Below are 20,872 nucleotides of genomic sequence, written 5' to 3'. Positions count from 1 at the left end.
GCCACGCGGCGGAGCCGCAATCGGTCCGCCGGCCCTATCGAGGAGGAACGACAGCGTGACCTACGTCATCGCGCAGCCTTGTGTCGACGTCAAGGACAAGGCATGCATCGAGGAGTGCCCCGTCGACTGCATCTACGAGGGCTCGCGGTCCTTGTACATCCACCCGGACGAATGCGTCGACTGTGGGGCCTGTGAGCCCGTCTGCCCGGTGGAGGCGATCTTCTACGAGGACGACACCCCGGAGGAGTGGAAGGACTACTACAAGGCGAACGTCGAGTTCTTCGACGAGCTCGGTTCGCCCGGTGGTGCCTCCAAGCTGGGCCTGATCGAGCGTGACCACCCGTTCATCGCCGCCCTGCCTCCGCAGAACCAGGACCACGAGTAAGACGGCTGATACCGGTCCGCATAGCGATCGATCATGGTGTCGGTCCCGTACAGCGCACAGCCGTACGGGGCCGACGCCGTTGAACGCGAGAAAGCGAGCTGTACGTGGCGCGAGTGACTGACCGCCTTCCGGTCTTTCCCTGGGACCGCCTTGAGCCCTACAAGACAGCGGCCGCCGCGCACCCTGACGGTGTGGTGGACCTGTCGGTCGGTACCCCTGTCGACCCGGTCCCGGCCGTCATCCAGCAGGCGCTGAGCAGCGCGGCCGACAGTCCCGGCTATCCGTTGACGTACGGCACCGCTGCGCTGCGCGAGGCGGTCGCGGGCTGGCTGCACCGCCGGCTGGCGGTCGCCGCCGAGCCCGCCGCCGTGCTGCCGCTGATCGGCTCCAAGGAACTCGTCGGCCTGCTGCCGATGCTGCTCGACCTGCGCGAGGGCGATCAGGTCGGATATCCGCAGCTCGCCTATCCGACCTACGAGATCGGGGCGTTGGTCGCCCGCGCCGAGGCCGTCACCTATGCGGACCCGGTCGCGGACCTCGACCCCGCACGGGTCAGGCTGCTGTGGCTCAACACCCCCTCCAACCCGACCGGCCGCACTCTGGACGCCGCCGAGTTGCGCCGGATCGTGTCCTGGGCGCGCGAGCACGGGGTGCTGGTGGTCTCCGACGAGTGCTACATCGAACTGGGCTGGGAGACCGAGCCGGTCTCGATCCTGCACCCCGAGGTATGCGGGGGCAGCCATGACGGCCTGGTCGCCGTGCACTCGCTGTCCAAGCGGTCCAACTTCGCCGGGTACCGGGGGGCGTTCCTCACCGGCGATCCGGCGGTGGTCAAGGAACTGCTGGCGGTGCGCAAGCACCTCGGGCTGATCGTCCCGGCGCCGGTACAGCAGGCCATGATCGCGGCTCTCGGCGACCAGCAGCACGCCGACGACCAGCGCGAGCGCTACGCCCGCCGCCGGAGCGCACTGCGTTCCGCCTTCGAGGGCGCCGGCTTCCGCATCGAGCACAGCGAGGCATCGCTCTACCTGTGGGCGACGCGCGACGAACCGTGCTGGGACACCGTCGGCGACCTGGCCAAGCAGGGCATCCTGGTGGCGCCCGGCGAGTTCTACGGTTCGGCGGGGGAGCGCAACGTACGGATCGCGTTCACCGCCACGGACGAGCGGGTGGCCGCGGCGGTACGGCGCCTCGGCGGCGCGTAAGGCACACACACATGAGGGCCCGGGGAGCGCGCGCTCCCCGGGCCCTCACGCGTTGGGCGTTACAGCGACGACGGGTCGGCTCAACCCAGCGAACCGGTGGGCAGGCCGTTGCTGGTGGCGGAGTTGGCGGTGCTGCCCACGACGCCGCTGACCGTCTGGTTGGCCTGGCCGACCAGTTGGTTGGCGGTCGGGCCGGCGCCCTTGCCCGTCTTGCCGACGGCGTCGGTGGCGGTGGGCAGTACCGTCTTGGCCGCGTGGGAGCCCGCCTCGTTGACCACACCCGCGGCCTTGTGCACGGCGGCGTCGGCGTTGTGGATGGTCTCCGGGCTGCTCAGTCCGCTCAGCCCGGTCGCCGCCTCGGGCAGCTCGGCGGCCTGTGCCGCGCTGGCGCCCATCCCGATGACGGGGGCGGCCGCCGCCACCAGCAGGGCGGCCCGGGCGATCCGACGCTTGAGGGGGAGAGACATGGTGCTCCTTTTACGGAGAGATGAGGACATGAGACGTCCGCAGGCGGACGCCGTGACTACCGCGTGAGACGCCCTAAAGTTGCGGTCGTTCGAAGTAAAGAGTTGGCAATGCGTCGCATAATAGACTTTCGGGAGAATAGGGCATTCCTGCTTGTTCTCGGACAGTCGAAGAAACGTCACAGTGCAAGCTGCGCAAGGGGGTTGGGGGGTATGGGGGAATGCGGCCGGGGGGTGCTCCCTGGGCCTTGTGGAGTGCCGTGCATTCCCCTTGCGGGGTAACATCCGCACTTTTGCGCGGCTAGTGCTCGACGGTGATTCGAACGTCCCCGTACGAATGTCCGGGCCGTGACGGGTCCTTCACCCACCCGCTGCCGGATTCCTTTGCGCGCCAAACCCGGCCCCGATAAGCGACCTCGGCGATCCGCAACTGCGGTGCGTGGGCCACCGCCCACTGCGCCAGCGCCCAGCCGTGCTGCGTCGCGTCCTCGTCCGTCGGATCGGCGACCGCGTCGCCGGGCACGGTCACCGTGGGGCCGTCGGTGTCCTTGGGGGTGGTGCTGGGGGCCGCCGCTCCGGGGACGTCGGCCGGGGTCCCGTCCGTGGTGCCCTGCCGCTCCAGCACCTGGGCGCCGAACTCCCGCGCCAGCCGCTGCCGTACCGCCGCCGGATCGCCCGCGCTGCCGCCCGAGGGCACCCGGCAGCTCAGGCTCGGGGCCCGTCCGTACAGCGCCGCGGCCAGCATCGAGGCATCCGCCTCGTGCTTGGCGTACGCCTGCGGGAAACCGCTGTGCTGCACCCGCTGCGCGGCGGCGGTCAGTGGCAGCCGTGAATAGCCGGGGATCTTGACCAACTCGTCGAAGAACTCGCTGGCCGAGTAGACCGGGTCCATGATCTGCTGCGCGGTGCCCCAGCCCTGCGAGGGGCGCTGCTGGAACAGGCCCAGCGAGTCGCGGTCGCCGCCCTTGATGTTGTGCAGCTTCGACTCCTGCATCGCCGTCGCCAGGGCTATGGTCAGCGCCCGCTCCGGCAGGTCGCGAGAGGACGCCACGGCGCCGATCGTCGCCGCGTTCGCCGCCTGCGGCTGCTGCAGCCCGAGCCGGGTGCCGTTCGCCTCGACGAAGCAGTCCAGACCGTGCGAGCCGGTCCAGTCCACGAAGACCACGTATCCCACCACCGTGAGCAGCGCCAGCAGCGCGGCCGTCCACCGGGTGCGGCGGCCGCGCGGGGCACGAGTGCCCTGGAGAGGCTGGTGCGATGGCTGGGGCAGGGGCACGGACCACACCGTACTTGAGCCCGCCGAGCCCCCAAATCCCCGGACCCGACGACACCTGCCCCAGGTAGGGTCGCCGACATGAGCACACCCGCACTCGATCTCAGCCAGGACGCGGCGGCCCTCACGGCACAGCTCGTCGACATCCCTTCGGTCAGCCGCGAGGAGAAGGCGCTCGCCGACGCCGTCGAGCAGGCCCTGCGTACCCTGCCGCACCTGACCGTCGAGCGGGACGGTGACGCCGTGGTGGCCCGTACCGACCTCGGACGCGCCGAGCGGGTGGTGCTCGCCGGGCACATCGACACCGTGCCGATCGCCGACAACGTGCCGTCGCGGCTGGTGGACGGCGTGCTGCACGGGTGCGGCACCAGCGACATGAAGTCCGGCGTCGCGGTCCAGCTGCGCCTGGCCGCGACCCTGACGGACCCCAACCGCGACCTGACCTTCGTCTTCTACGACGCCGAGGAGATCGCGGCCGAGTTCAACGGCCTGAAGCGGCTGGCCGAGCACCACCCCGAGCGGCTGACCGGCGACTTCGCGGTGCTCATGGAACCCACCGACGCGCAGGTCGAGGGCGGTTGCCAGGGCACCTTGCGGGTGCGCGTCGAGACCACCGGCCGCCGCGCCCACTCGGCGCGTAGCTGGCTCGGCGAGAACGCCATCCACGCCGCCGCACCGATCCTGGAGCGGCTGGCGGCCTACCAGCCGCGGCGGGTGGAGATCGACGGGCTCACCTACCGCGAGGGCCTGAACGCCGTACTGATCGAGGGCGGCCACGCCACCAACGTCATCCCCGACAACTGCGCGGTGACCGTCAACTACCGCTTCGCGCCCAACCGTTCGGAGGAAGAGGCCCTCGCGCACGTCCGCGAGGTCTTCGACGGCTTCACGGTCGTGCCCACCGACTCCGCGCCGGGCGCCCTGCCCGGACTGTCGCAGCCGGCCGCGGCCGCGTTCGTAGCGGCGATCGGGGGCACCCCCGCGCCGAAGGACGGCTGGACCGATGTGGCCCGCTTCTCCGCACTGGGCATCCCGGCGGTCAACTACGGGCCCGGCGACCCGAAGCTCGCGCACACCCGCGAGGAGCACGTGGTCACCTCGGCCATCCTGGAGTGCGAGGAGCGGCTGCGCCACTGGCTGAGCGCATAGCGGTTCCTGGGTACGTACGCTGCAATCGGTGGCCCGGTACGGGCCGGGTGCAGGAGGGAGTACGCCATGGACAAGGGCGCCAGCGGCGAGAGTGGCGGCAACGCGGAGGACCCGGGGCGGGAGCGCGGCTGGCGCGAGGCGCAGGAGGCGGCCGCGGCGGCGAACGAGGCCGCCGAGAGCATCCCGTACGGCCACAGCTGGCCGGAGCGGCACACCGGCCCGGTGGTGCGGCGCCGCGGTCAGGTCCAGGCAGGCACCACGGACCAGCGGCTGCTGGACTCGCAGGGGCCGACGGACTGGCTGCACGGCGATCCCTGGCGGGTCATGCGCATCCAGTCCGAGTTCGTGGAGGGCTTCGGCGCGCTCGCCGAGCTCGGACCCGCGATCAGCGTGTTCGGGTCCGCGCGCACCCCGGTCGACTCCCCCGAGTACCTGGCGGCGGTACGGATCGGGCGGGCCCTGGCCGGGGCCGGGTACGCGGTGATCACCGGTGGTGGACCCGGTGCCATGGAGGGTGCCAACAAGGGCGCCTGCGAGGCGGGCGGCGCCTCGGTCGGGCTGGGCATCGAGCTGCCCTTCGAGCAGGGCCTCAACCCGTATGTGGACGTAGGCATCAACTTCCGCTACTTCTTCGTGCGCAAGACGATGTTCGTCAAGTACGCGCAGGGGTTCATCGTCCTGCCGGGCGGTTTCGGCACGCTCGACGAGCTCTTCGAGGCGTTGACGTTGGTCCAGACCAAGAAGGTCACCCGCTTCCCGATCGTGCTGTTCGGCACGGCGTACTGGCGGGGCCTGGTGGACTGGATGCGGGACACCCTCGTCGCGGAGGGCAAGGCGTCCCGCCACGACCTGGAGCTGTTCCATCTGACCGACGACGTGGACGAGGCGGTCAAACTCGCCACCAAGGAAGCGGACGCATAGACCCGGTCCGCTTCCGGCGCCGAACCGGCCGCGAGGTTGCTCCAACTCCGCGGCCGGAGCCGCTGGTTACGCCAGCCCGCGACGGGCCACCGCCGGAGTGCGGTGGCCCGCGATGGACGCCACCATGTCCAGCACCTGCCGGGTCTCCGCGATCTCGTGCACCCGGTAGACCCGTGCGCCCAGCCAGGCCGAGACGGCGGTGGTCGCCAGTGTGCCCAGGAGCCGCTCCTTGACCGGCTTGTCCAGCGTCTCACCCACGAAGTCCTTGTTCGACAGCGAGACCAGCACCGGCCACCCGGTGCCCACCATCTCGCCGAGCCGCCGGGTCGCCTCCAGCGAGTGCCGGGTGTTCTTGCCGAAGTCATGGCCGGGGTCGATCAGGATCCCGTCCCGGGGCACACCCAGGTCCACCGCCCGTTCGGCCAACCCCAGCGTGACCCGCAGGATGTCGGCCATCAGATCCTCGTATCCCACCCGGTGCGGACGGGTGCGCGGCTCGGCGCCACCCGCGTGCGTGCACACCAGGCCCACTCCATAGCGCGCCGCGACCTCGGCCAGCTTGGGGTCCACCCCGCCCCACGCGTCGTTGATCAGGTCCGCGCCCGCCTCGCAGACCGCCGTCCCGACCTCGTGCCGCCAGGTGTCGACGCTGATGACCACGTCCGGGTGCTGCTTGCGGACCTCGGCGACGAACGCCGCCGTACGACGGATCTCCTCCTCGGCCGACACCTCCTCCCCGGGACCTGCCTTGACCCCGCCGATGTCGATGATGGCAGCACCCTCTGACACCGCCTGGGCCACACGCGAGAGCGCGGCCTCGTCGGCGAAGGTGGCGCCCTGGTCGTAGAAGGAGTCGGGCGTCCGGTTCACGATCGCCATGATCACCGGCTCGTGGTCCCCGAACTCGCGCTTCCCCAGCCGCAGCATGCCTTTACGCCCTCCTTGATCGGGCGACCCCGGCGCCGGGCGCTTCACCCGGTGCCGCCACTCCTCGATGCGCCCGCTCGCGACCCTACCCGTCGCCCACCGGACCATCGCGCACAGCGCGGCATGGCACGATCAGGGCGGACACTTGGACACCAAAGGCACCGACGCTTCACGTGCTGAGGCCGGACCCGGGAGAGATCGTCTTGTTCTGGTTCATGCTCATCGCGCTGGTCGCGGTGGTCGGCGCCGTCGCCGTCGCGGTGCTCGGTGAGGGGGGCACGCTCCGCGACGCCGAGCCTGACCGCCTGGAGGACCCCTTGCCCGCCGATCGGCCGGTCAGCCGCGCCGACATCGACGACCTGCGGCTCGCCGTGACACTGCGCGGCTACCGCATGGACGCGGTCGACGACGTACTCGACCGGCTCGCCGCCGAACTGGCCGAACGGGACGCGCGCATCGCCGAGTTGGAGGCCGCGCTGGCGGGCGCCCAGGACGCGGCGCTCGGCGCTCCGTCGCTGGCGAAGGACCAGCCGGGGGACGCCGCGTCGGGCGGGGAGCAGCCCCATGAGTGAGGGCGGGACCATCAAGGGCGCCGACGGGCTGTTCCGCTGCCCCTGGGCGCGGGACGCCGACGGCTACGAGGACTACCGGACGTACCACGACGCCGAGTGGGGACGTCCGCTGCACGGCGGCGACCAGCTGTACGAGCGGCTGTGCCTGGAGGCGTTCCAGTCCGGTCTGTCCTGGCTGACCATCCTGCGCCGCCGGGAGGGGTTCCGTGCCGCCTTCGCGGACTTCCACCTGGAGACGGTCGCCAGGTTCACCGACGCCGACCGGGAGCGCCTGCTCGCCGATTCCGGAATCATCCGGAACCGGGCCAAGATCGACGCGGCCATAGCGAACGCCCGCGCCGCCCTCGATGTCGAGGAGTCCTACGGCGGCGGTCTGGACGCGCTGATCTGGTCCTACGCGCCGGATCCCGGCAGCCGCCCGGCGCCGCGCACCATCGCGGATGTGCCGGCCACCACGGTGGAGTCCACCGCGCTGGCCAAGGACCTCAAGAAGCGGGGCTTCCGCTTCGTCGGTCCCACGACGGCGTACGCCCTGATGCAAGCGTGCGGGCTGGTCAACGACCATCTGCTGGGCTGCCACGCCCGTTGACGGTTCGCCCGCGCCGGCGGCCAGCCGGTTTCCCTCCGGGTGCGGTTGTGGTTGCGGTGAGGGAAATTGCCCTCCCTCCCACCCGATGCCGGGTCCGCAAGCTTGCCGTTGCGCACGGCCGCCGTGGGGTCGGGGGCGCGCCGGGGTGTCTCCTCACTCCAGCTTCGAGTTCACAGTGACGGTGCTTCATGGGGTCGCTGCGGGGACACCCCGGCACGTTCCCGACCCACGAACCCGCCTCGCGCAACGGTGCCCAGACGATCGCGCCAACGGGTGGGAGGGAGGGAGGGCAATTCCCCTCACCGCAACCACAACCCCCCGGAGGGAAACCGGCTGACCGCCAGCGCGGGCGAACCGCTAGCGGCCCACGTACGTGGGCCGCTCCTTCTTCAGGAAGGCCTCGACCGCGATCTTGTGGTCCGCGGAGGTTCCGGCCCGCTCCTGGAGCTCGTCCTCCTTGGCCAGGGTCTCGATCAGGGAGTGGGCGGCCGCGTAGGCGAGCGACTCCTTGATCGCCGCGTAGGCGACCGTCGGGCCCTGGGCCAGCTCGCGGGCCACCGCCAGTGCGGTGGCGGCCAGTTCCTCGGCCGGGACCACCTTCTGCGCGACGCCCAGTTCAAACGCCTCCTGGGCGCCGATCGTGCGCGGGAACATCAGCAGGTCGGCGGCGCGCGCCGGGCCGATGAGGCGCGGCAGGGTCCAGGACGCTCCCGAGTCCGCGGTCAGCGCGACCCCGGCGAAGGACGTGTTGAAGCTGGCGGAGTCCGCCACCACCCGGTAGTCGGCGGCGAAGGCGAAGCCCGCGCCCGCGCCCGCCGCGACCCCGTTGACCCCGGCGACGACCGGCTTGGGCATGGTCGCGATCGCCGTGACGATCGGGTTGTAGTGCTCGTGGACCGTGCTCATCGTCTTGCCGCCCGCGGTCGGCTGCTGCAGTGAGCTCACATGCTCCTTGAGATCCTGGCCGACGCAGAACGCCCGCCCGGTCGCCGTGAGCAGTACCGCCCGTACGGACTGGTCCGCGCCCGCTTCCCGCAGGGTGTCCCGCAGTGCGACCTTGGTCTCGGTATTGAGGGCGTTCATCGCCTCGGGCCGGTTCAAGGTGATGGTCGCGAGCCCTTCGGTCACCTCGTAGAGCACGGTGTCGGCCATGGCAGTCAGTCCCCTCCATCGCGGCTGTCGCGCGGTGTGCGCATCGGTCAGCATGCCGGAGATCGCACAGGCGAACATGTGACCTGGATCAAAGAATCCTCGTCGTTCCGCTCGCCGAGAAGCGGAACGCGGGGCGGGAGTATCGCAGCAGCCTCGCCGGATTGGGTGGTTTTGCGAGAGGGTGTCGTCGCGTGGCCTGTCCCCGATGTTGGTCATAGGGGACTGGCATGCGGGATAATGGCCTGGAACCAATGTGTTCGAGTCCGGCGGCGCCTGGGCCGCCGGTTGCGAGGAGCTGGTTTCAGGAAGGGGAACGAGCATGGCGGCCATGAAGCCGCGGACGGGTGATGGCCCGCTCGAGGTGACAAAGGAGGGGCGGGGCATCGTCATGCGCGTTCCGCTCGAAGGCGGCGGGCGACTCGTCGTCGAGCTGACACCCGATGAGGCCAAGGCCCTGGGCGAGGCCCTGGAGAAGGTAACCGTCTGAAATACGGCGTCATGAGTCGTGCGAGCGGCTCGGACCTTCAAATTTTTCGGCTCCGGGCTTTTGTGGACACCGTGATGTGTTCGCGAAAGCCCGGAGCCGTGTTCGTCGGTTGTCCTTCTATCCCTTCTTCACCGCGCACAGCAGCCCGTCGTCGGTGGGCAGCAGTACGGGCACCAGGGCCGTGCTGTCCCGGACCGCGCGCATCACCTCGCGCAACCCGTGCACCTCGGTCTCCTGGTGGGAGGCGTCCATCGCCCGGCCCTGGGCGAAGACCCCCTCGAAGCAGACCAATCCCCCTGGTCGCAGCAGGCGCAACGATTCAGCCAGATACTGCGTGTACTCCAGCCGGTCGCCGTCGCAGAAGACCAGGTCGTAGCCGCCGTCCGCGAGCCTGGGCAGGACGTCCAGGGCGGGGCCGGGGATGAACCGGGCCCGGTTCGCCGCGAAGCCCGCCTCCCGGTAGGCCTCGCGGGCCAGCTGCTGGCGGTCCGGCTCGGTGTCCACCGTGGTCAGCACACCGTCCGCGCGCATCCCGTGCAGCAGATGGATGCCCGACACCCCGACTCCGGTGCCGATCTCGGCGACGACCCGGGCGGCCGCGGCCGCGGCCAGCATCCGCAGGGCGGCACCGGTGCCGGGTGAGACCGAGCGCACGCCGATCTCACGGGCGCGCTCCCGGGCCCGTAGCAGCGCCTCGTCCTCGGCGACGAAGGCGTCCGCGAACGCCCAGCTCGCCTGCCGGTTGCCGGTAATGGCCCTCTCCTGTCCCCGTATGTCCCCGCGGTCGTGCGTAAGTCGCTCGGCGACTGTATCCGCTGCCGATGGGAACCTGTGGAGGGGACCGTGCGTTGACGCTGGTGGGATGGGTAAGGAAGGACGCGCAGGACTTCCGTATCCGTCAACGGTTCCAACAGACCAGAGCCGGGACAAAGTTGCTTATCCGGAGCTAACGGGCGAGGTGGATATGGTAGGGGCTCTACTGGACACCACCAGAGCCGACAGGGGAGGTGCGGCTGTCGACGGTGACCGGGGAGTGCTTCGGCGTTTCCGTCGGTCGGCCGGCCAGCCGAGATCCGTGAACGAGACCGCTGACCGTCCCACCGCCGCCACCGCAGGTTCCGAGACCGCGCCCGTGAACGCCACCGCGTCGTTCGCGACCACGGCCTCCTTCGGAACCGATGGTGAAACGTGGACTCCGCCCACCTGGGAGGAGATCGTCAGCACGCACAGTGCACGGGTCTACCGCCTCGCCTACCGCCTGACCGGCAACCAGCACGACGCAGAGGACCTCACCCAGGAGGTCTTCGTCCGTGTCTTCCGGTCGCTTTCCACCTACACGCCCGGCACTTTCGAGGGCTGGCTGCACCGCATCACCACCAACCTGTTCCTGGACATGGTGCGGCGCCGCCAGCGAATCCGTTTCGACGCCCTCGGTGACGACGCGGCTGAGCGACTGCCCAGCCGAGAGCCGTCGCCCGCGCAGCACTTCAACGACACCCACTTCGACGCGGACGTCCAGCAGGCGCTGGACACCCTCGCGCCGGAGTTCCGGGCGGCGGTGGTGCTGTGCGACATCGAGGGCCTGTCGTACGAGGAGATCGCGGCCACCCTCGGGGTCAAGTTGGGCACCGTTCGCAGCCGTATTCACCGCGGCCGCTCCCACCTGCGCAGCGCCCTGCAGCACCGTGCGCCCGCCGCCCGCCCCGGGCGCGCGATGGCCGAGGTGACGGCAGGCGCTCAGAGCAGCGGCGGACCGGCGACGCGGGGGAGAACGTGAGCGGCACAGGCCCATTCCGTAGTGGTGCGAGCGGTGCGCGTACCGGCGCTTCACGCTCACCGGCGGAGGAGCACCTGGGCGATCGCCTGGCGGCGTTCGTCGACGGTGAGCTGCGCGACGACACCCGCGAGCGTGTGGCGGCCCATCTGGCCACCTGCGACCTGTGCAAGGCCGAGGCCGACGAGCAGCGGCGGTTGAAGAACGCGGTCGCCGAGGCGATGCCCCCCGCGCTGTCCGCGGGGCTGCTGGCCCGGTTGCAGGGGCTGCCTGCCAGCGGCCCGGGAAGCGATGACGGCCCGTTCTTCGGCGGGGGCCTGTTCGGGGCCGAGGACGACTTCGGCACGCCGGAGGAGTCGGGGACTCGGGACGAGTACCGGCCATTCGGCCGCAGGGACGGTGCCAAGGCGTATCTTCCGCCGAGCGGGGCGAGTGCGCTGACGCCCTCCGGCGAGCGACTGGACAGCTTCCGGTTCCGGATACATGAGGTCAACCGGTCGGCCTCGCGTGGACGGCGGTTCGCCTTCGCGGCGGCCGGGGCGTTCTCGCTGGCGGCGATCGCGCTGGGTGGCGCGCTGCCGCTGGACGCCGCCGTCGAGGGCGGCGGTGCGGCCGACGCGGGCGCGGGCTCGGCGGTGACCCCGCTCAGTGGCGGGAGCAACGGCGCGCTGCTGGACGGCCGCCAGCGGCCGGGTGGTGTGCTCAGCGCACCGGCGGCCCATGCGACACCGTTGTCGGCCTCCGCGCCGCTGCTGCGGTCGCAGGGTGGCCGCGGGCCGGTTTCGCACCCCGTCGTTTCGGAGCTGGCCTCGACGACCCCCGAGGCCGTTCCGCAGCCTCCCATGCCGCTGACCGCCCAGTCGGTGGCGCCGTCTCCGTTGCCGCTGCTGGGCACCGGCCCCGCGCGCTGACCTGCTTTCCGCGCACCTGGTTGAATCCAGGGGTGGCCTGCCGCGTTGCGCCTTCGGGGGCGCGGGTGTGGGCTGTGAGGTGGGAGAGGCCTGCTGAGTCTTCCCGTGACCGGGGGCCCGCAGAAACAGGGGAGAACATGGACGAGGGGAAGGCCGCCCGGCCGCACTGGTGGAGTCGCCCGCGGGGGGACGGCGCCAAGGGCCCGACGCCGCGGTCACAGGAGGCTGCGGATCCAACGCCGCAGCCGTCAGCCACCGGGCCCGACGCGCCCGCCCCGGCCCCCCGAACGGAGCAATCGACCGCCGACCGGCCGGAGCCGCCGAAGCCGCCCGCTCCGGGCGCGGAGGCCGTGCCCGAGGAGAGCGCGGCGCCCGCCGACGCCCCGCCCGCCGCTGAGCCCGGGCCGTCGCTGGCGAAGGGCGAACCGGGTGGGACCGTGTCCCCGGCCGGGGCCGCCGAGACCGCCGCGTCCACGGGCCCGGCGGCGCCCACCGACTCCCCGGCCGTCCCGGCGTCCGGCGCCGCCCCCGCCGACCAGCCGCACCCGCACGGCCCAGCGCCCGAGGTCCCGCCGTCCGAACCCGTTGCGGGGAACCCCTACGCGACCCCCGCACACGGCGTGAGCGTCGGCCCGGTGGCGGCCGCCGGGCCGCAGCACCCGGCCGATCCGTACGGAACGCCGCCCTACGGCCGCCCCGGCCCCTGGGCACCGGCGCCGCCGGTGCAGCATCCCGCCGCGCCGCCGCCGGTCGCGCCCCCGCCGAGCGCGGACCCGGTGCATACGGGCCAGGGCGGCTGGCACCGGTATGACCCCTGGGCCCCGCCCGTCCCACCGGCACCGGCGGGGCCGGGCGCGCCCAAGCGGCGCGGCCGACTGGTGGTCGCCGCCGTGCTGGTCGCCCTGCTGGCCGGTGCCTTCGGCGGGATCACCGGCGCGTACCTGGAACGGCGGGGCACCGGAACGGCCGTCAGCCTGCCGCAGGCTCCCGCCGACCACGGAGGCCGGGCGCCCGGGACGGTGGCCGGGATCGCCGCCGCCACGCTGCCGGGGGTGGTCTACATCCACGTCATGGGCAACAGCGAGGAAGGCACCGGCACCGGGTTCGTCCTGGACGCCGACGGACACATCCTCACCAACAACCACGTGGTGGCACCGGCGGCCTCCAGCGGCGACATCTCGGTGACATTGAGCGGCGGTGGCGTGCACAAGGCGACGATCGTCGGCCGGGACACCGGGGACGACCTCGCCGTCATCAAGGTCAGCGGTGTGTCCGGCCTCAAACCGCTCACCCTCGGCAACTCCGAGTCGGTACGGGTCGGCGACCCGGTAGTCGCCATCGGTGCCCCGTACGACCTGGAGGGCACGGTCACCTCGGGCATCATCAGCGCCAAGGACCGCCCGATCACCGCAGGCGGCGGGTCGGCCGGCAGCAGCGACGTCAGCTACGTCAACGCGCTCCAGACCGACGCACCGATCAATCCCGGCAACTCCGGCGGCCCGCTGGTGAACTCCCAGGGCCAGGTCATCGGCATCAACAGCGCGATCCGCTCGTCGGGCAACGGCTCCCCGGACGGTGCGGCAAGCCAGGGCGGCAGCATAGGGCTGGGTTTCGCCATTCCCATCAACCAGGCGAAGCGCGTCGCCGAGGAGCTGATCAACACCGGTAAGGCCACCCACCCGGTGATCGGGGTGACCGTCGACATGCGCTACAACGGCGACGGCGCGCGGATCGCCGACAAGGGCACCAACGGCGCGCCCGCCGTCACCCCCGGCGGCCCCGGCGCCAACGCCGGACTCAAGCCCGGTGACGTCGTCACGCAGGTGGACGGCCAACCGGTGCACACCGGTGCGGAGTTGATCGTGCGGACCCGCAGCCACCGGCCCGGCGACCACGTCCAGCTGACGGTCAAGAGCGGTGACGCGGCGCCCCGCACGGTCGACCTGGTGCTGGGCGGCTCGACCAGCGGATGACCGGCCCGGGGGCGACGGCGCCGAGCACGGCCGCTCGTCGCCCCCGACGCACCCGACGTTCACCGGGCACCCTCCCGAGCCGCCGTCGCGGACGGGTACCGTTGGTGTTCAAAGACGTCCCAAGGAGCTGCAACGGTGTTCTTCAACATAAGTCCTTTGGATTTTGTTGCTATCGCGCTCCTCGCTGTGATCATTTTCGGGCCGGACAAGCTGCCCAAACTGATCCAGGACGCCAGCCGGATGATCCGCAAGCTCCGTGAGTTCTCCGACAGCGCCAAGGAGGACATCCGCAATGAGCTGGGCCCGGAGTTCAAGGACTTCGAGTTCGAGGACCTCAACCCCAAGACGTTCGTCCGCAAGAACCTGCTGGACAACGACAACCTGGGGCTGAAGGAGATCCGCAACAGCTTCGACCTCAAGGACGAGATGGCGACGGTGAAGGACGCCGTCCAGGAGGGCGGCCGCACGGTGCGCTCCGCGGGGGATCGCGACAGCGGTTCCGCCGCCGCGCCCGTCAACGGCTCCGACCGCCTCCACAAGAGCGAGCCGCTGCGCCCCGGCGAGCACCCGCCGTTCGACGCGGATGCCACCTGAGTCGACCACCTGCCCGGATCGCCACCTAAGGGTGGCTATTCTCCCTTAGGTTGTCCACAACCTTTGGATTGGTTTTGGGATTCGCCCGAGGGGTGGGGCGCATCGGCCGGCGCATCCCGCGTCGGCCGATGAGACGTCAGGGCATGGAGGAGGCGCCGCGGTGGAAACCACGGGTCGTGCGGGGGCGACGGCATCGAGGGACGGGCGGGAACCGGGGGTGGTAGGCGGCAAGGCGCTGGACGGCAGCCGTCCGGTGGACGGCTACCTGCTGGCGTCCTTTCCCTGGTACGGGCTGGACCAGTCCTTCGCCGGGCCGCGCTGGCTGATGCAGGTGGGCACCAGCGCGGACGGCACGGTGGAGCACGGTGCGCTCGGTCACGGCGACGCGCCGACGCTGAAGGCCTCGCTGCCCATGGCGGATCCGGCACCCGACGCCCAGCGGTTCGCCGTGGTCGTCACCCTCGCGCACCGGCCGGTGCGGAGCAGCGCGGACGGCACCGGCGTACTGGATGCCACCTCGGAGTCGTCAGCGGCCTGGCTCGCCGGTTCCGGGCTGTTGTCGTGTACGTGGCCGCAGCGGATGGAGCGGTCACTGCGGCAGGACTGGTTGGAGCAGCAGACAGCGATCGCCTGGGAACTGGCGGACGATCTGTCCGGGCCCGCCTGGTCGACGCTGACGCTGCCGGTCGACGGCGTGCCGACGCCGTTCCGCTACCGCGAGTCGGAGTACGGCTGGGTGCTGGCCGGTTCGGCGCAGGGGGCGCACCTGGGCGCCTACGGGCGCGGTATGAGCGCCTACGGGCTGGCGTTCGCCGTCGTACGGGACATCACCGCCTACCAGGGGTAGCCCGGGCAGGCGGTGACGCCCGAAGGGTCAGAACTTGTTGCGCGGCGTGATGCCCAGCGACATCCCGGAGAGACCGCGCTGGCGGCCACCGAGCTTGCCCGCGATGGTGCGCAGCGCGGATCCGGCCGGGGACTCCCCGTCGCAGAGCACGACGGGGCGGCCGTCGTCCGAGCCCTCACGCAGCCGTACGTCGATCGGGATCGCGCCGAGCACCGGCACGTTGGTGCCGGTGACCTTGGTGAGGCCCTCGGCGACCCGCTGGCCGCCGCCGGTGCCGAAGACGTCGACGATCTCGCCGCAGTGCGGGCACGGCATGCCGGACATGTTCTCGATCACGCCGACGATCTTCTGATGGGTCTGCACGGCGATGCTGCCCGCTCGCTCGGCCACCTCGGCGGCCGCCTGCTGAGGCGTCGTCACCACCAGGATCTCGGCGTTCGGGATCAGCTGTGCCACCGAGATCGCGATGTCGCCGGTGCCGGGCGGCAGGTCGAGCAGCAGCACGTCCAGATCGCCCCAGTAGACGTCGGCGAGGAACTGCTGCAGTGCCCGGTGCAGCATCGGGCCGCGCCATACCACCGGTGCGTTGCCCGGGGTGAACATGCCGATGGAGATGACCTTCACGCCGTTCGCCGACGGCGGCATGATCATGTTCTCCACCTGGGTCGGACGGCCCTCCGCGCCCAGCATGCGCGGCACCGAGTGGCCGTAGATGTCGGCGTCGACCACGCCCACCTTGAGGCCGTCGGCGGCCATCGCGGCGGCCAGGTTGACGGTCACCGAGGACTTGCCGACGCCACCCTTGCCGGAGGCCACCGCGTAGACCCGGGTCAGCGACCCCGGCCTGGCGAACGGGATCTCCCGCTCGGCCTGGCCGCCGCGCAGCGACGCCGTGAGCTCGCGGCGCTGCTCGTCGCTCATCACGTCCAGCTCGACCTCGACCCCGGCCACGCCCGCCACCTTGGAGACCGCGTCGGTCACCAGGCTGGTGATCTTGTCGCGCAGCGGGCAGCCGGACACCGTCAGGTAGACACCGACCCGGACCACACCGCTGTCGGCGATGTCCACGGATTTCACCATGCCGAGATCGGTGATGGGCTTGTTGATCTCGGGGTCGTTCACCGTCGCCAGCGCGGCGCGCACCGCGTCCGTGGCAGGACGGGGCGGCAGCCCGGAGGGCTTCGATGAGGGGTGGTGATCGGGCGACGGGTGGGCGCCGTACGTGTCGGTAGCCATACGACTGATGGTACGGCGACGGAACGGTCCTACGGGCGGGGTGTCCCGTCGGCTTCGTCACTCCGGTGCGCGGGCTGCACCGCGTCCGCCAACCGGCGTTCCTCCAGCTCCTTGAGCATGTCCTGCAACTCGGAGCGGATCCAGTCGCGGGTGGCGACCTCGCCCATGTTCATCCGCAGCGCGGCGATCTCGCGGCTGAGGTACTCGGTGTCCGCGATGCTGCGCTCGTTGCGCCTGCGGTCCTGCTCCAGGTTGACCCGGTCGCGGTCGTCCTGCCGGTTCTGCGCGAGCAGGATCAGCGGGGCCGCGTAGGCCGCCTGCAGGGAGAGCGCCAGGTTCATGAAGATGAACGGGTAGCTGTCGAACCGCAGACTGTCGGGGGCCGAGGTGTTCCACAGCACCCACAGGATGAGCAGGACGCTCATCCAGATCAGGAACCGTCCGGTTCCGAGGAAGCGGGCGACGCGCTCCGACAGCCGTCCGAAGGTCTCCGGATCGTAGGCGGGCAGCACGCTGATCCGCGCCTCGCGCGGTACGTCCAGACGGACCCTGGAGCGGGCCGTTCCAGAGGCAGTCGCCTTGGTCCGTTCCATGGTCATGCGCGACCTCCTCCGTCTTCGCTTGCGGGCGTCAGCTCCTGCGGCATCTCGACGACCGACACCTCACGCCAGTCGTCCGGCAGCAGATGGTCCAGTACGTCATCCACGGTGACCGCGCCCAGCAGCGATCCGCTCTCGTCGACGACCGGCGCCGCCACCATGTTGTACGTCGCGAGATAGCTGGTCACCCCGGGCAGCGGGGTGTCCGGCGGCAGCGGCTGCAGATCGGTGTCCACTATCGAGCCGACGAGGGTGAACGGCGGTTCGCGCAGCAGCCGTTGGAAGTGCACCACACCGAGGTACTTGCCGGTCGGCGTCTCGTCCGGCGGCCGGCACACGTACACCTGGGCGGCGAGTGCCGGGGTCAGGTCCTTGTTGCGGACCCGGGCGAGCGCGTCGGCGACCGAGGCGTCCGGGCGCAGCACGATCGGCTCGGTGGTCATCAGACCGCCCGCGGTGCGCTCCTCGTACGACATCAGCCGCCGCATGTCGGCCGCGTCCTGCGGCTGCATCAGCTTCAGCAGCCGTTCCTGGTCGTCCTCGGGCAGCTCGGACAGCAGGTCGGCGGCGTCGTCCGGATCCATCGCCTCCAGCACGTCGGCGGCGCGCTCCTCGGCCAGCTTGCCCAGGATCTCCACCTGGTCGTCGTCCGGCAGCTCCTCCAGCACGTCGGCGAGCCGGTCGTCGTCGAGGGCGGCGGCGACCTCGGAGCGCCGCTTGGCCGACAGATGGTGCAGCACGTTGGCCAGGTCGGCCGGGCGCAGCTGCTCGAAGGTGGCCAGCAGGTTCGCCGCGCCCTGATCGTGTTCCTCCACCGAGAAACCGGTGACCGCCGACCACTCGACGGTCCGCGCCTCCCCGCGCCGACGCAGCGCACCGCCCTTGCCGCGGCGGACGAAGACCTTGTCGATCTCCCAGTCGCGGCGGGCCGTGAGCTGGCTCATCGCCACGTCGAGGACGGTCACCTCCTCGTCGTTCTCCACCAGCCGCACCCGCCGGTCCAGCAGTTCGCCGAGGACAAGCGTTTCCGCGGCGCGCTGCTCGAAGCGCCGCATGTTCACCACGCCCGTGGTGATGACCTGGCCGGACTCCAGGCTGGTGACCCGCGTCATGGGCAGGAAGATCCGGTGGCGGCTGACCACCTCCACCACCAGGCCGAGTACCCGGGGCGGCCGTCCGCCGACCCGGAGCATGACGACGACGTCCCGGACCCGTCCGACCTGATCGCCGTTGGGGTCGAAGACGGCGACACCCGACAGGTGAGAGATGAATACCCGCGGGGCTCCTGCGACCATGCCGAGCCTCCGATACGTGCCACTGGGGGAAGGATCAAATGACCAGAGGCAAGAGTAACGGCCTGAGCTGCGGTGGTGGAGGGCGCGGCGTGCGGCAGGGGTGGTGGAGGGCATGGCGTGGGCTGTACGGTCCGGTCACTACTCAATGCAACGGAGGGGGACGCTAAGTGACTGCCGCCCGCCGGACGGCCCTGTGTGTGCTGGCCGGGTCGCTGCTGATGGGGTGCGGCGACGCCGATCAGGGGACCAACGGCGTCGGCAGACTGGCACCCACCGTCATAGTCTCCGAGGCGCGGGGCGCCGCGGAACAGGCGGACACCGTGCGTCTGTCCGGCTCCGTCAGCAGCGGCGGCCAGACCTACCGGCTCGACATGCGCCTCGCCACCGACGCCGGAAGCGGCCAGGTCAGCACCGACCGCGACCACTACGAGCTGCTGCGGGTCGGCACCGACCTCTACCTCAAGGACGCACGGCTGACCGGCAAGCTGGGCGACAAGTACGTCAAGGTGCCCACCGGCGATCCCGCGTACCAGCGGCTGTCCTGCTTCACCGACAAAAGGGAGCTGCTCGACGGACTGTTCGCGCTGGGGCCGAACCCGGCCCGCGGCGCGCACCGTTCGGTCGGCGGCACTCCCACCATCGCCGTCACCTCGCCCGGTGGAACGCTGGACGTTTCACTCAGAGGCCGCCCGTACCCGCTGCGGTACGAGCGGTCCGGCGGGGCGGGATCGCTCCAGCTCACCGGCTGGGGCGAGGAGTTCACCCTGCGGGCGCCGGACAGCGGCCGGGTGCTGGACTACGGGAAGGTCAACGGTTCCTGAGTGCCCGCTTGGGCCCCCGCCTGCCGAACAGCAGCCGGGGCAGCGCGGCCGGGATCGGTCGGCGGGTGGTCGCCGGGGTGGGTACCGGCGCGGCGGCGCCGCTGTCGTCCGGCATCGCGCCGGGCCGTTCGGTGGCCGACCCGGACGGTTCCAGCCGCAGCACCCGGCACTCCCGTGCCCAGCGCTCCGTCATGGTGTCGGCGTCCGGTGCGTTGAGCCGCTTGCCCTTCAGCTCCTCCACGGCCGACTGCCAGGCCTCGCTGTGCGGTGCCAGTTCGCTGACGTGCGCGTCGAAGGAGACGAGCCGGCCGCCCTTGTCCTTGCTGCGGACGGTCACGGTGGCCGTACCGCCCTCGGCGAGCCCGGGCAGCGGCTGCTCTCCGGGGCCGCCGCCGACCAGGCACACGGCGCCGTCGTGCCACAGGTGCCACAGCGCCACGGCGCCCTCGGTGCCGCGCACCCAGAGCAGCCCGGACTTCTTGGCGGCCTCCTCGATCAACGCCCGATCCAGCAGGAGGTGCTCACCCGGCTGCCCGGTCTGTCCCGTCTCCGTCATGCCAGAAGTATGCCTGTCGGCCCCGGTACTGCGGCAGCCGTCCGGCTCGGACCGGCGGCTGCGAGAACCAGCCGACGTCCCGCTGGGGATCGGCGGATCCGCAGGACAGGCCCTAATCTGAAACGGTTCCGCGCATCCACTTCCTCCGAAGAGAGTCACGCCTCGTGTCCGCTGGATCCCGTGTCACGCCCGATCGCTCGTCGGTTCGGCAGGACGTGGCCCCGACTGCCGCCGGGGCGCGGCGGATCGACCTACTGCTGCTGGCGGTGGCGATATCCGGGGTGTCGCTGTCCGCGCCACTGATCGCGGCCACCGCCGCCCCCGCGCTCGCCATCGCCTTCTGGCGCAACGCGATGGCCGTCGGCGCGCTCAGCCCGTTCGTCCTGCTGCGCGGGCGCGGGGAGTTGCGGCGCATGGGACGGCGGGCGGTGCTCATGTCGATGGCGGCCGGAGTGATCCTGGCGCTGCACTTCGGGCTGTGGCTGCCGAGTCTGTCGATGACCTCGGTGGCGTCGTCCACCGCACTGGCCACCACCACCCCGATCTGGACCACAGTGATCCTCAGGCTGCGCGGGCGGCACCAGCCGGGCCTGGTGTGGGCGGGGGCGGCGCTGGCGTTCACCGGTGTGCTGATGGTCTCCGGGGTGGACCTGTCGCTGTCGACACGGGCGCTCGCGGGCGACGCGCTCGCGCTCGGCGGCGGCATCGCGGCGGCCGGGTACGTACTGCTCGGCGCGGAAGTGCGGCGTACCGTCAGCACCTCCGCGTACACCTTCGTCTGCTACGCCACGACCGCGGTGGTGCTGCTGGTGGTGTGTCTGGTGTCGGGGGCGTCGCTGGGCAGCGGATACGGCGCGCAGACCTGGCTGAAGCTGGCCGCGCTGACCATCGCCGCGCAACTGCTCGGGCATTCGCTGATCAACCGGGTGGTGCGCGGCCTCGGACCCTCCGTCACCTCCACCGCGATCCTGCTGGAGACGCCCGGCGCGGCGCTGATCGCCGCGCTGTGGCTCGGCCAGACGCCGCCCGCGGCCGCGTATCCGGCGCTGCTGGTGATCCTCGCCGGGCTCGCGCTGGTCATCCGGTCCGAGCGGAGCACCCCGGCGCCGCTGCCGCCGGAGCCGGGGGTCTGAGGCGGACGG

General features: G+C 71.4%; 23 protein-coding genes. 14 read left to right on the top strand and 9 right to left on the bottom strand.

Features of this window, described 5'->3' with window-relative positions:
• Positions 1-55: 55 nt before the first annotated feature.
• Both fdxA and dapC read left to right on the top strand, forming a co-directional pair.
• A complete protein-coding gene (gene fdxA / locus P2L57_RS02740) occupies positions 56-385 on the top strand; it encodes a ferredoxin (protein WP_275807483.1) in 330 nt (109 codons plus the stop codon).
• 104 nt (positions 386-489) lie between these two features.
• Entirely contained in the window at positions 490-1,590 is a 1,101-nt protein-coding gene (gene dapC / locus P2L57_RS02735; RefSeq protein WP_275807480.1) for a succinyldiaminopimelate transaminase, read from the top strand.
• An 80-nt stretch (positions 1,591-1,670) separates the two neighbouring features.
• Here dapC and P2L57_RS02730 read toward each other — a convergent pair whose 3' ends face one another.
• Positions 1,671-2,057, bottom strand: a complete 387-nt coding sequence (locus tag P2L57_RS02730; protein WP_275807477.1) for an ATP-binding protein — start codon at positions 2,055-2,057, stop codon at positions 1,671-1,673.
• Between the two features lie 298 nt (positions 2,058-2,355).
• Positions 2,356-3,324 carry a VldE C-terminal domain-containing protein gene (locus P2L57_RS02725; protein ID WP_275807655.1) on the bottom strand — a complete coding sequence of 323 codons (969 nt, stop codon included), beginning with the start codon at positions 3,322-3,324 and terminating at the stop codon, positions 2,356-2,358.
• Positions 3,325-3,408: 84 nt separating this feature from the next.
• On the opposite strand from P2L57_RS02725, the gene dapE reads away from it, so the two are divergent.
• Positions 3,409-4,476: a succinyl-diaminopimelate desuccinylase gene (gene dapE, locus P2L57_RS02720; protein WP_275807474.1), complete on the top strand. Its 1,068-nt coding sequence runs from the start codon at positions 3,409-3,411 to the stop codon at positions 4,474-4,476.
• 66 nt (positions 4,477-4,542) lie between these two features.
• On the top strand, positions 4,543-5,397 hold the full coding sequence (locus P2L57_RS02715; RefSeq protein WP_275807471.1) for an LOG family protein: 855 nt from the start codon (positions 4,543-4,545) through the stop codon (positions 5,395-5,397).
• A 66-nt stretch (positions 5,398-5,463) separates the two neighbouring features.
• On the opposite strand, the gene folP is transcribed toward P2L57_RS02715, so the two are convergent.
• Positions 5,464-6,324: a dihydropteroate synthase gene (gene folP, locus P2L57_RS02710; protein ID WP_275807469.1), complete on the bottom strand. Its 861-nt coding sequence runs from the start codon at positions 6,322-6,324 to the stop codon at positions 5,464-5,466.
• Between the two features lie 203 nt (positions 6,325-6,527).
• Here folP and P2L57_RS02705 point away from each other — a divergent pair, with 203 nt between their 5' ends.
• Both P2L57_RS02705 and P2L57_RS02700 read left to right on the top strand, forming a co-directional pair.
• Positions 6,528-6,896, top strand: coding sequence for a DivIVA domain-containing protein (locus P2L57_RS02705; protein ID WP_275807652.1), 369 nt, complete (start codon positions 6,528-6,530; stop codon positions 6,894-6,896).
• Positions 6,889-7,485, top strand: a complete 597-nt coding sequence (locus tag P2L57_RS02700) for a DNA-3-methyladenine glycosylase I (RefSeq protein ID WP_275807467.1) — start codon at positions 6,889-6,891, stop codon at positions 7,483-7,485. The genes P2L57_RS02705 and P2L57_RS02700 overlap by 8 nt, the downstream gene beginning before the upstream one ends.
• 357 nt (positions 7,486-7,842) lie before the next feature.
• Here P2L57_RS02700 and chcB read toward each other — a convergent pair whose 3' ends face one another.
• Complete coding sequence (gene chcB / locus P2L57_RS02695) at positions 7,843-8,637, bottom strand: 2-cyclohexenylcarbonyl CoA isomerase (protein WP_275807465.1); 795 nt, start codon at positions 8,635-8,637, stop codon at positions 7,843-7,845.
• A gap of 319 nt (positions 8,638-8,956) precedes the next feature.
• Between chcB and P2L57_RS02690 the strand changes: the two genes are divergently transcribed.
• On the top strand, positions 8,957-9,124 hold the full coding sequence (locus P2L57_RS02690) for a DUF3117 domain-containing protein (protein ID WP_003985072.1): 168 nt from the start codon (positions 8,957-8,959) through the stop codon (positions 9,122-9,124).
• 117 nt (positions 9,125-9,241) lie between these two features.
• Here P2L57_RS02690 and P2L57_RS02685 read toward each other — a convergent pair whose 3' ends face one another.
• On the bottom strand, positions 9,242-9,898 hold the full coding sequence (locus P2L57_RS02685; protein ID WP_275807647.1) for an O-methyltransferase: 657 nt from the start codon (positions 9,896-9,898) through the stop codon (positions 9,242-9,244).
• Positions 9,899-10,088: 190 nt separating this feature from the next.
• Between P2L57_RS02685 and sigE the strand changes: the two genes are divergently transcribed.
• From sigE to P2L57_RS02660, 5 genes are all read left to right on the top strand, one after another.
• Positions 10,089-10,901 (top strand): RNA polymerase sigma factor SigE, encoded by an 813-nt coding sequence (gene sigE, locus P2L57_RS02680; protein ID WP_275807644.1) that lies wholly within the window; start codon positions 10,089-10,091, stop codon positions 10,899-10,901.
• Complete coding sequence (locus tag P2L57_RS02675; protein WP_275807449.1) at positions 10,898-11,809, top strand: anti-sigma factor family protein; 912 nt, start codon at positions 10,898-10,900, stop codon at positions 11,807-11,809. The genes sigE and P2L57_RS02675 overlap by 4 nt, the downstream gene beginning before the upstream one ends.
• Before the next feature lie 137 nt (positions 11,810-11,946).
• On the top strand, positions 11,947-13,782 hold the full coding sequence (locus tag P2L57_RS02670) for a trypsin-like peptidase domain-containing protein (protein ID WP_275807447.1): 1,836 nt from the start codon (positions 11,947-11,949) through the stop codon (positions 13,780-13,782).
• Between the two features lie 135 nt (positions 13,783-13,917).
• Positions 13,918-14,376 (top strand): sec-independent translocase, encoded by a 459-nt coding sequence (locus tag P2L57_RS02665; RefSeq protein WP_275807445.1) that lies wholly within the window; start codon positions 13,918-13,920, stop codon positions 14,374-14,376.
• Positions 14,377-14,536: 160 nt separating this feature from the next.
• Positions 14,537-15,223, top strand: a complete 687-nt coding sequence (locus P2L57_RS02660) for a hypothetical protein (protein WP_372515576.1) — start codon at positions 14,537-14,539, stop codon at positions 15,221-15,223.
• Between the two features lie 27 nt (positions 15,224-15,250).
• Here the strand turns inward: P2L57_RS02660 and P2L57_RS02655 are convergent, their stop codons facing one another.
• From P2L57_RS02655 to P2L57_RS02645, 3 genes are read right to left on the bottom strand one after another with little or no spacing between them, the layout of a single operon-like run.
• Positions 15,251-16,459, bottom strand: coding sequence for an Mrp/NBP35 family ATP-binding protein (locus P2L57_RS02655; protein WP_303655809.1), 1,209 nt, complete (start codon positions 16,457-16,459; stop codon positions 15,251-15,253).
• 29 nt (positions 16,460-16,488) lie between these two features.
• Complete coding sequence (locus tag P2L57_RS02650) at positions 16,489-17,058, bottom strand: DUF1003 domain-containing protein (protein WP_275807443.1); 570 nt, start codon at positions 17,056-17,058, stop codon at positions 16,489-16,491.
• Positions 17,055-18,353: a magnesium transporter MgtE N-terminal domain-containing protein gene (locus P2L57_RS02645; protein WP_275807441.1), complete on the bottom strand. Its 1,299-nt coding sequence runs from the start codon at positions 18,351-18,353 to the stop codon at positions 17,055-17,057. The genes P2L57_RS02650 and P2L57_RS02645 overlap by 4 nt, the downstream gene beginning before the upstream one ends.
• A gap of 167 nt (positions 18,354-18,520) precedes the next feature.
• Between P2L57_RS02645 and P2L57_RS02640 the strand changes: the two genes are divergently transcribed.
• Positions 18,521-19,174 (top strand): hypothetical protein, encoded by a 654-nt coding sequence (locus P2L57_RS02640; protein WP_275807439.1) that lies wholly within the window; start codon positions 18,521-18,523, stop codon positions 19,172-19,174.
• On the opposite strand, the gene P2L57_RS02635 is transcribed toward P2L57_RS02640, so the two are convergent.
• On the bottom strand, positions 19,161-19,730 hold the full coding sequence (locus P2L57_RS02635; RefSeq protein WP_275807437.1) for a hypothetical protein: 570 nt from the start codon (positions 19,728-19,730) through the stop codon (positions 19,161-19,163). The genes P2L57_RS02640 and P2L57_RS02635 overlap by 14 nt on opposite strands.
• Positions 19,731-19,945: 215 nt before the next feature.
• On the opposite strand from P2L57_RS02635, the gene P2L57_RS02630 reads away from it, so the two are divergent.
• On the top strand, positions 19,946-20,863 hold the full coding sequence (locus tag P2L57_RS02630; RefSeq protein ID WP_275807435.1) for a DMT family transporter: 918 nt from the start codon (positions 19,946-19,948) through the stop codon (positions 20,861-20,863).
• Positions 20,864-20,872 lie beyond the last annotated feature (9 nt).

The organism is Streptantibioticus ferralitis (assembly GCF_029223525.1).
Classification (GTDB): Bacteria; Actinomycetota; Actinomycetes; order Streptomycetales; family Streptomycetaceae; genus Streptantibioticus_A; species Streptantibioticus_A ferralitis.
Note: the sequence above shows the minus strand (reverse complement) of the source record. Positions and strands in the feature narration are given on the sequence as shown.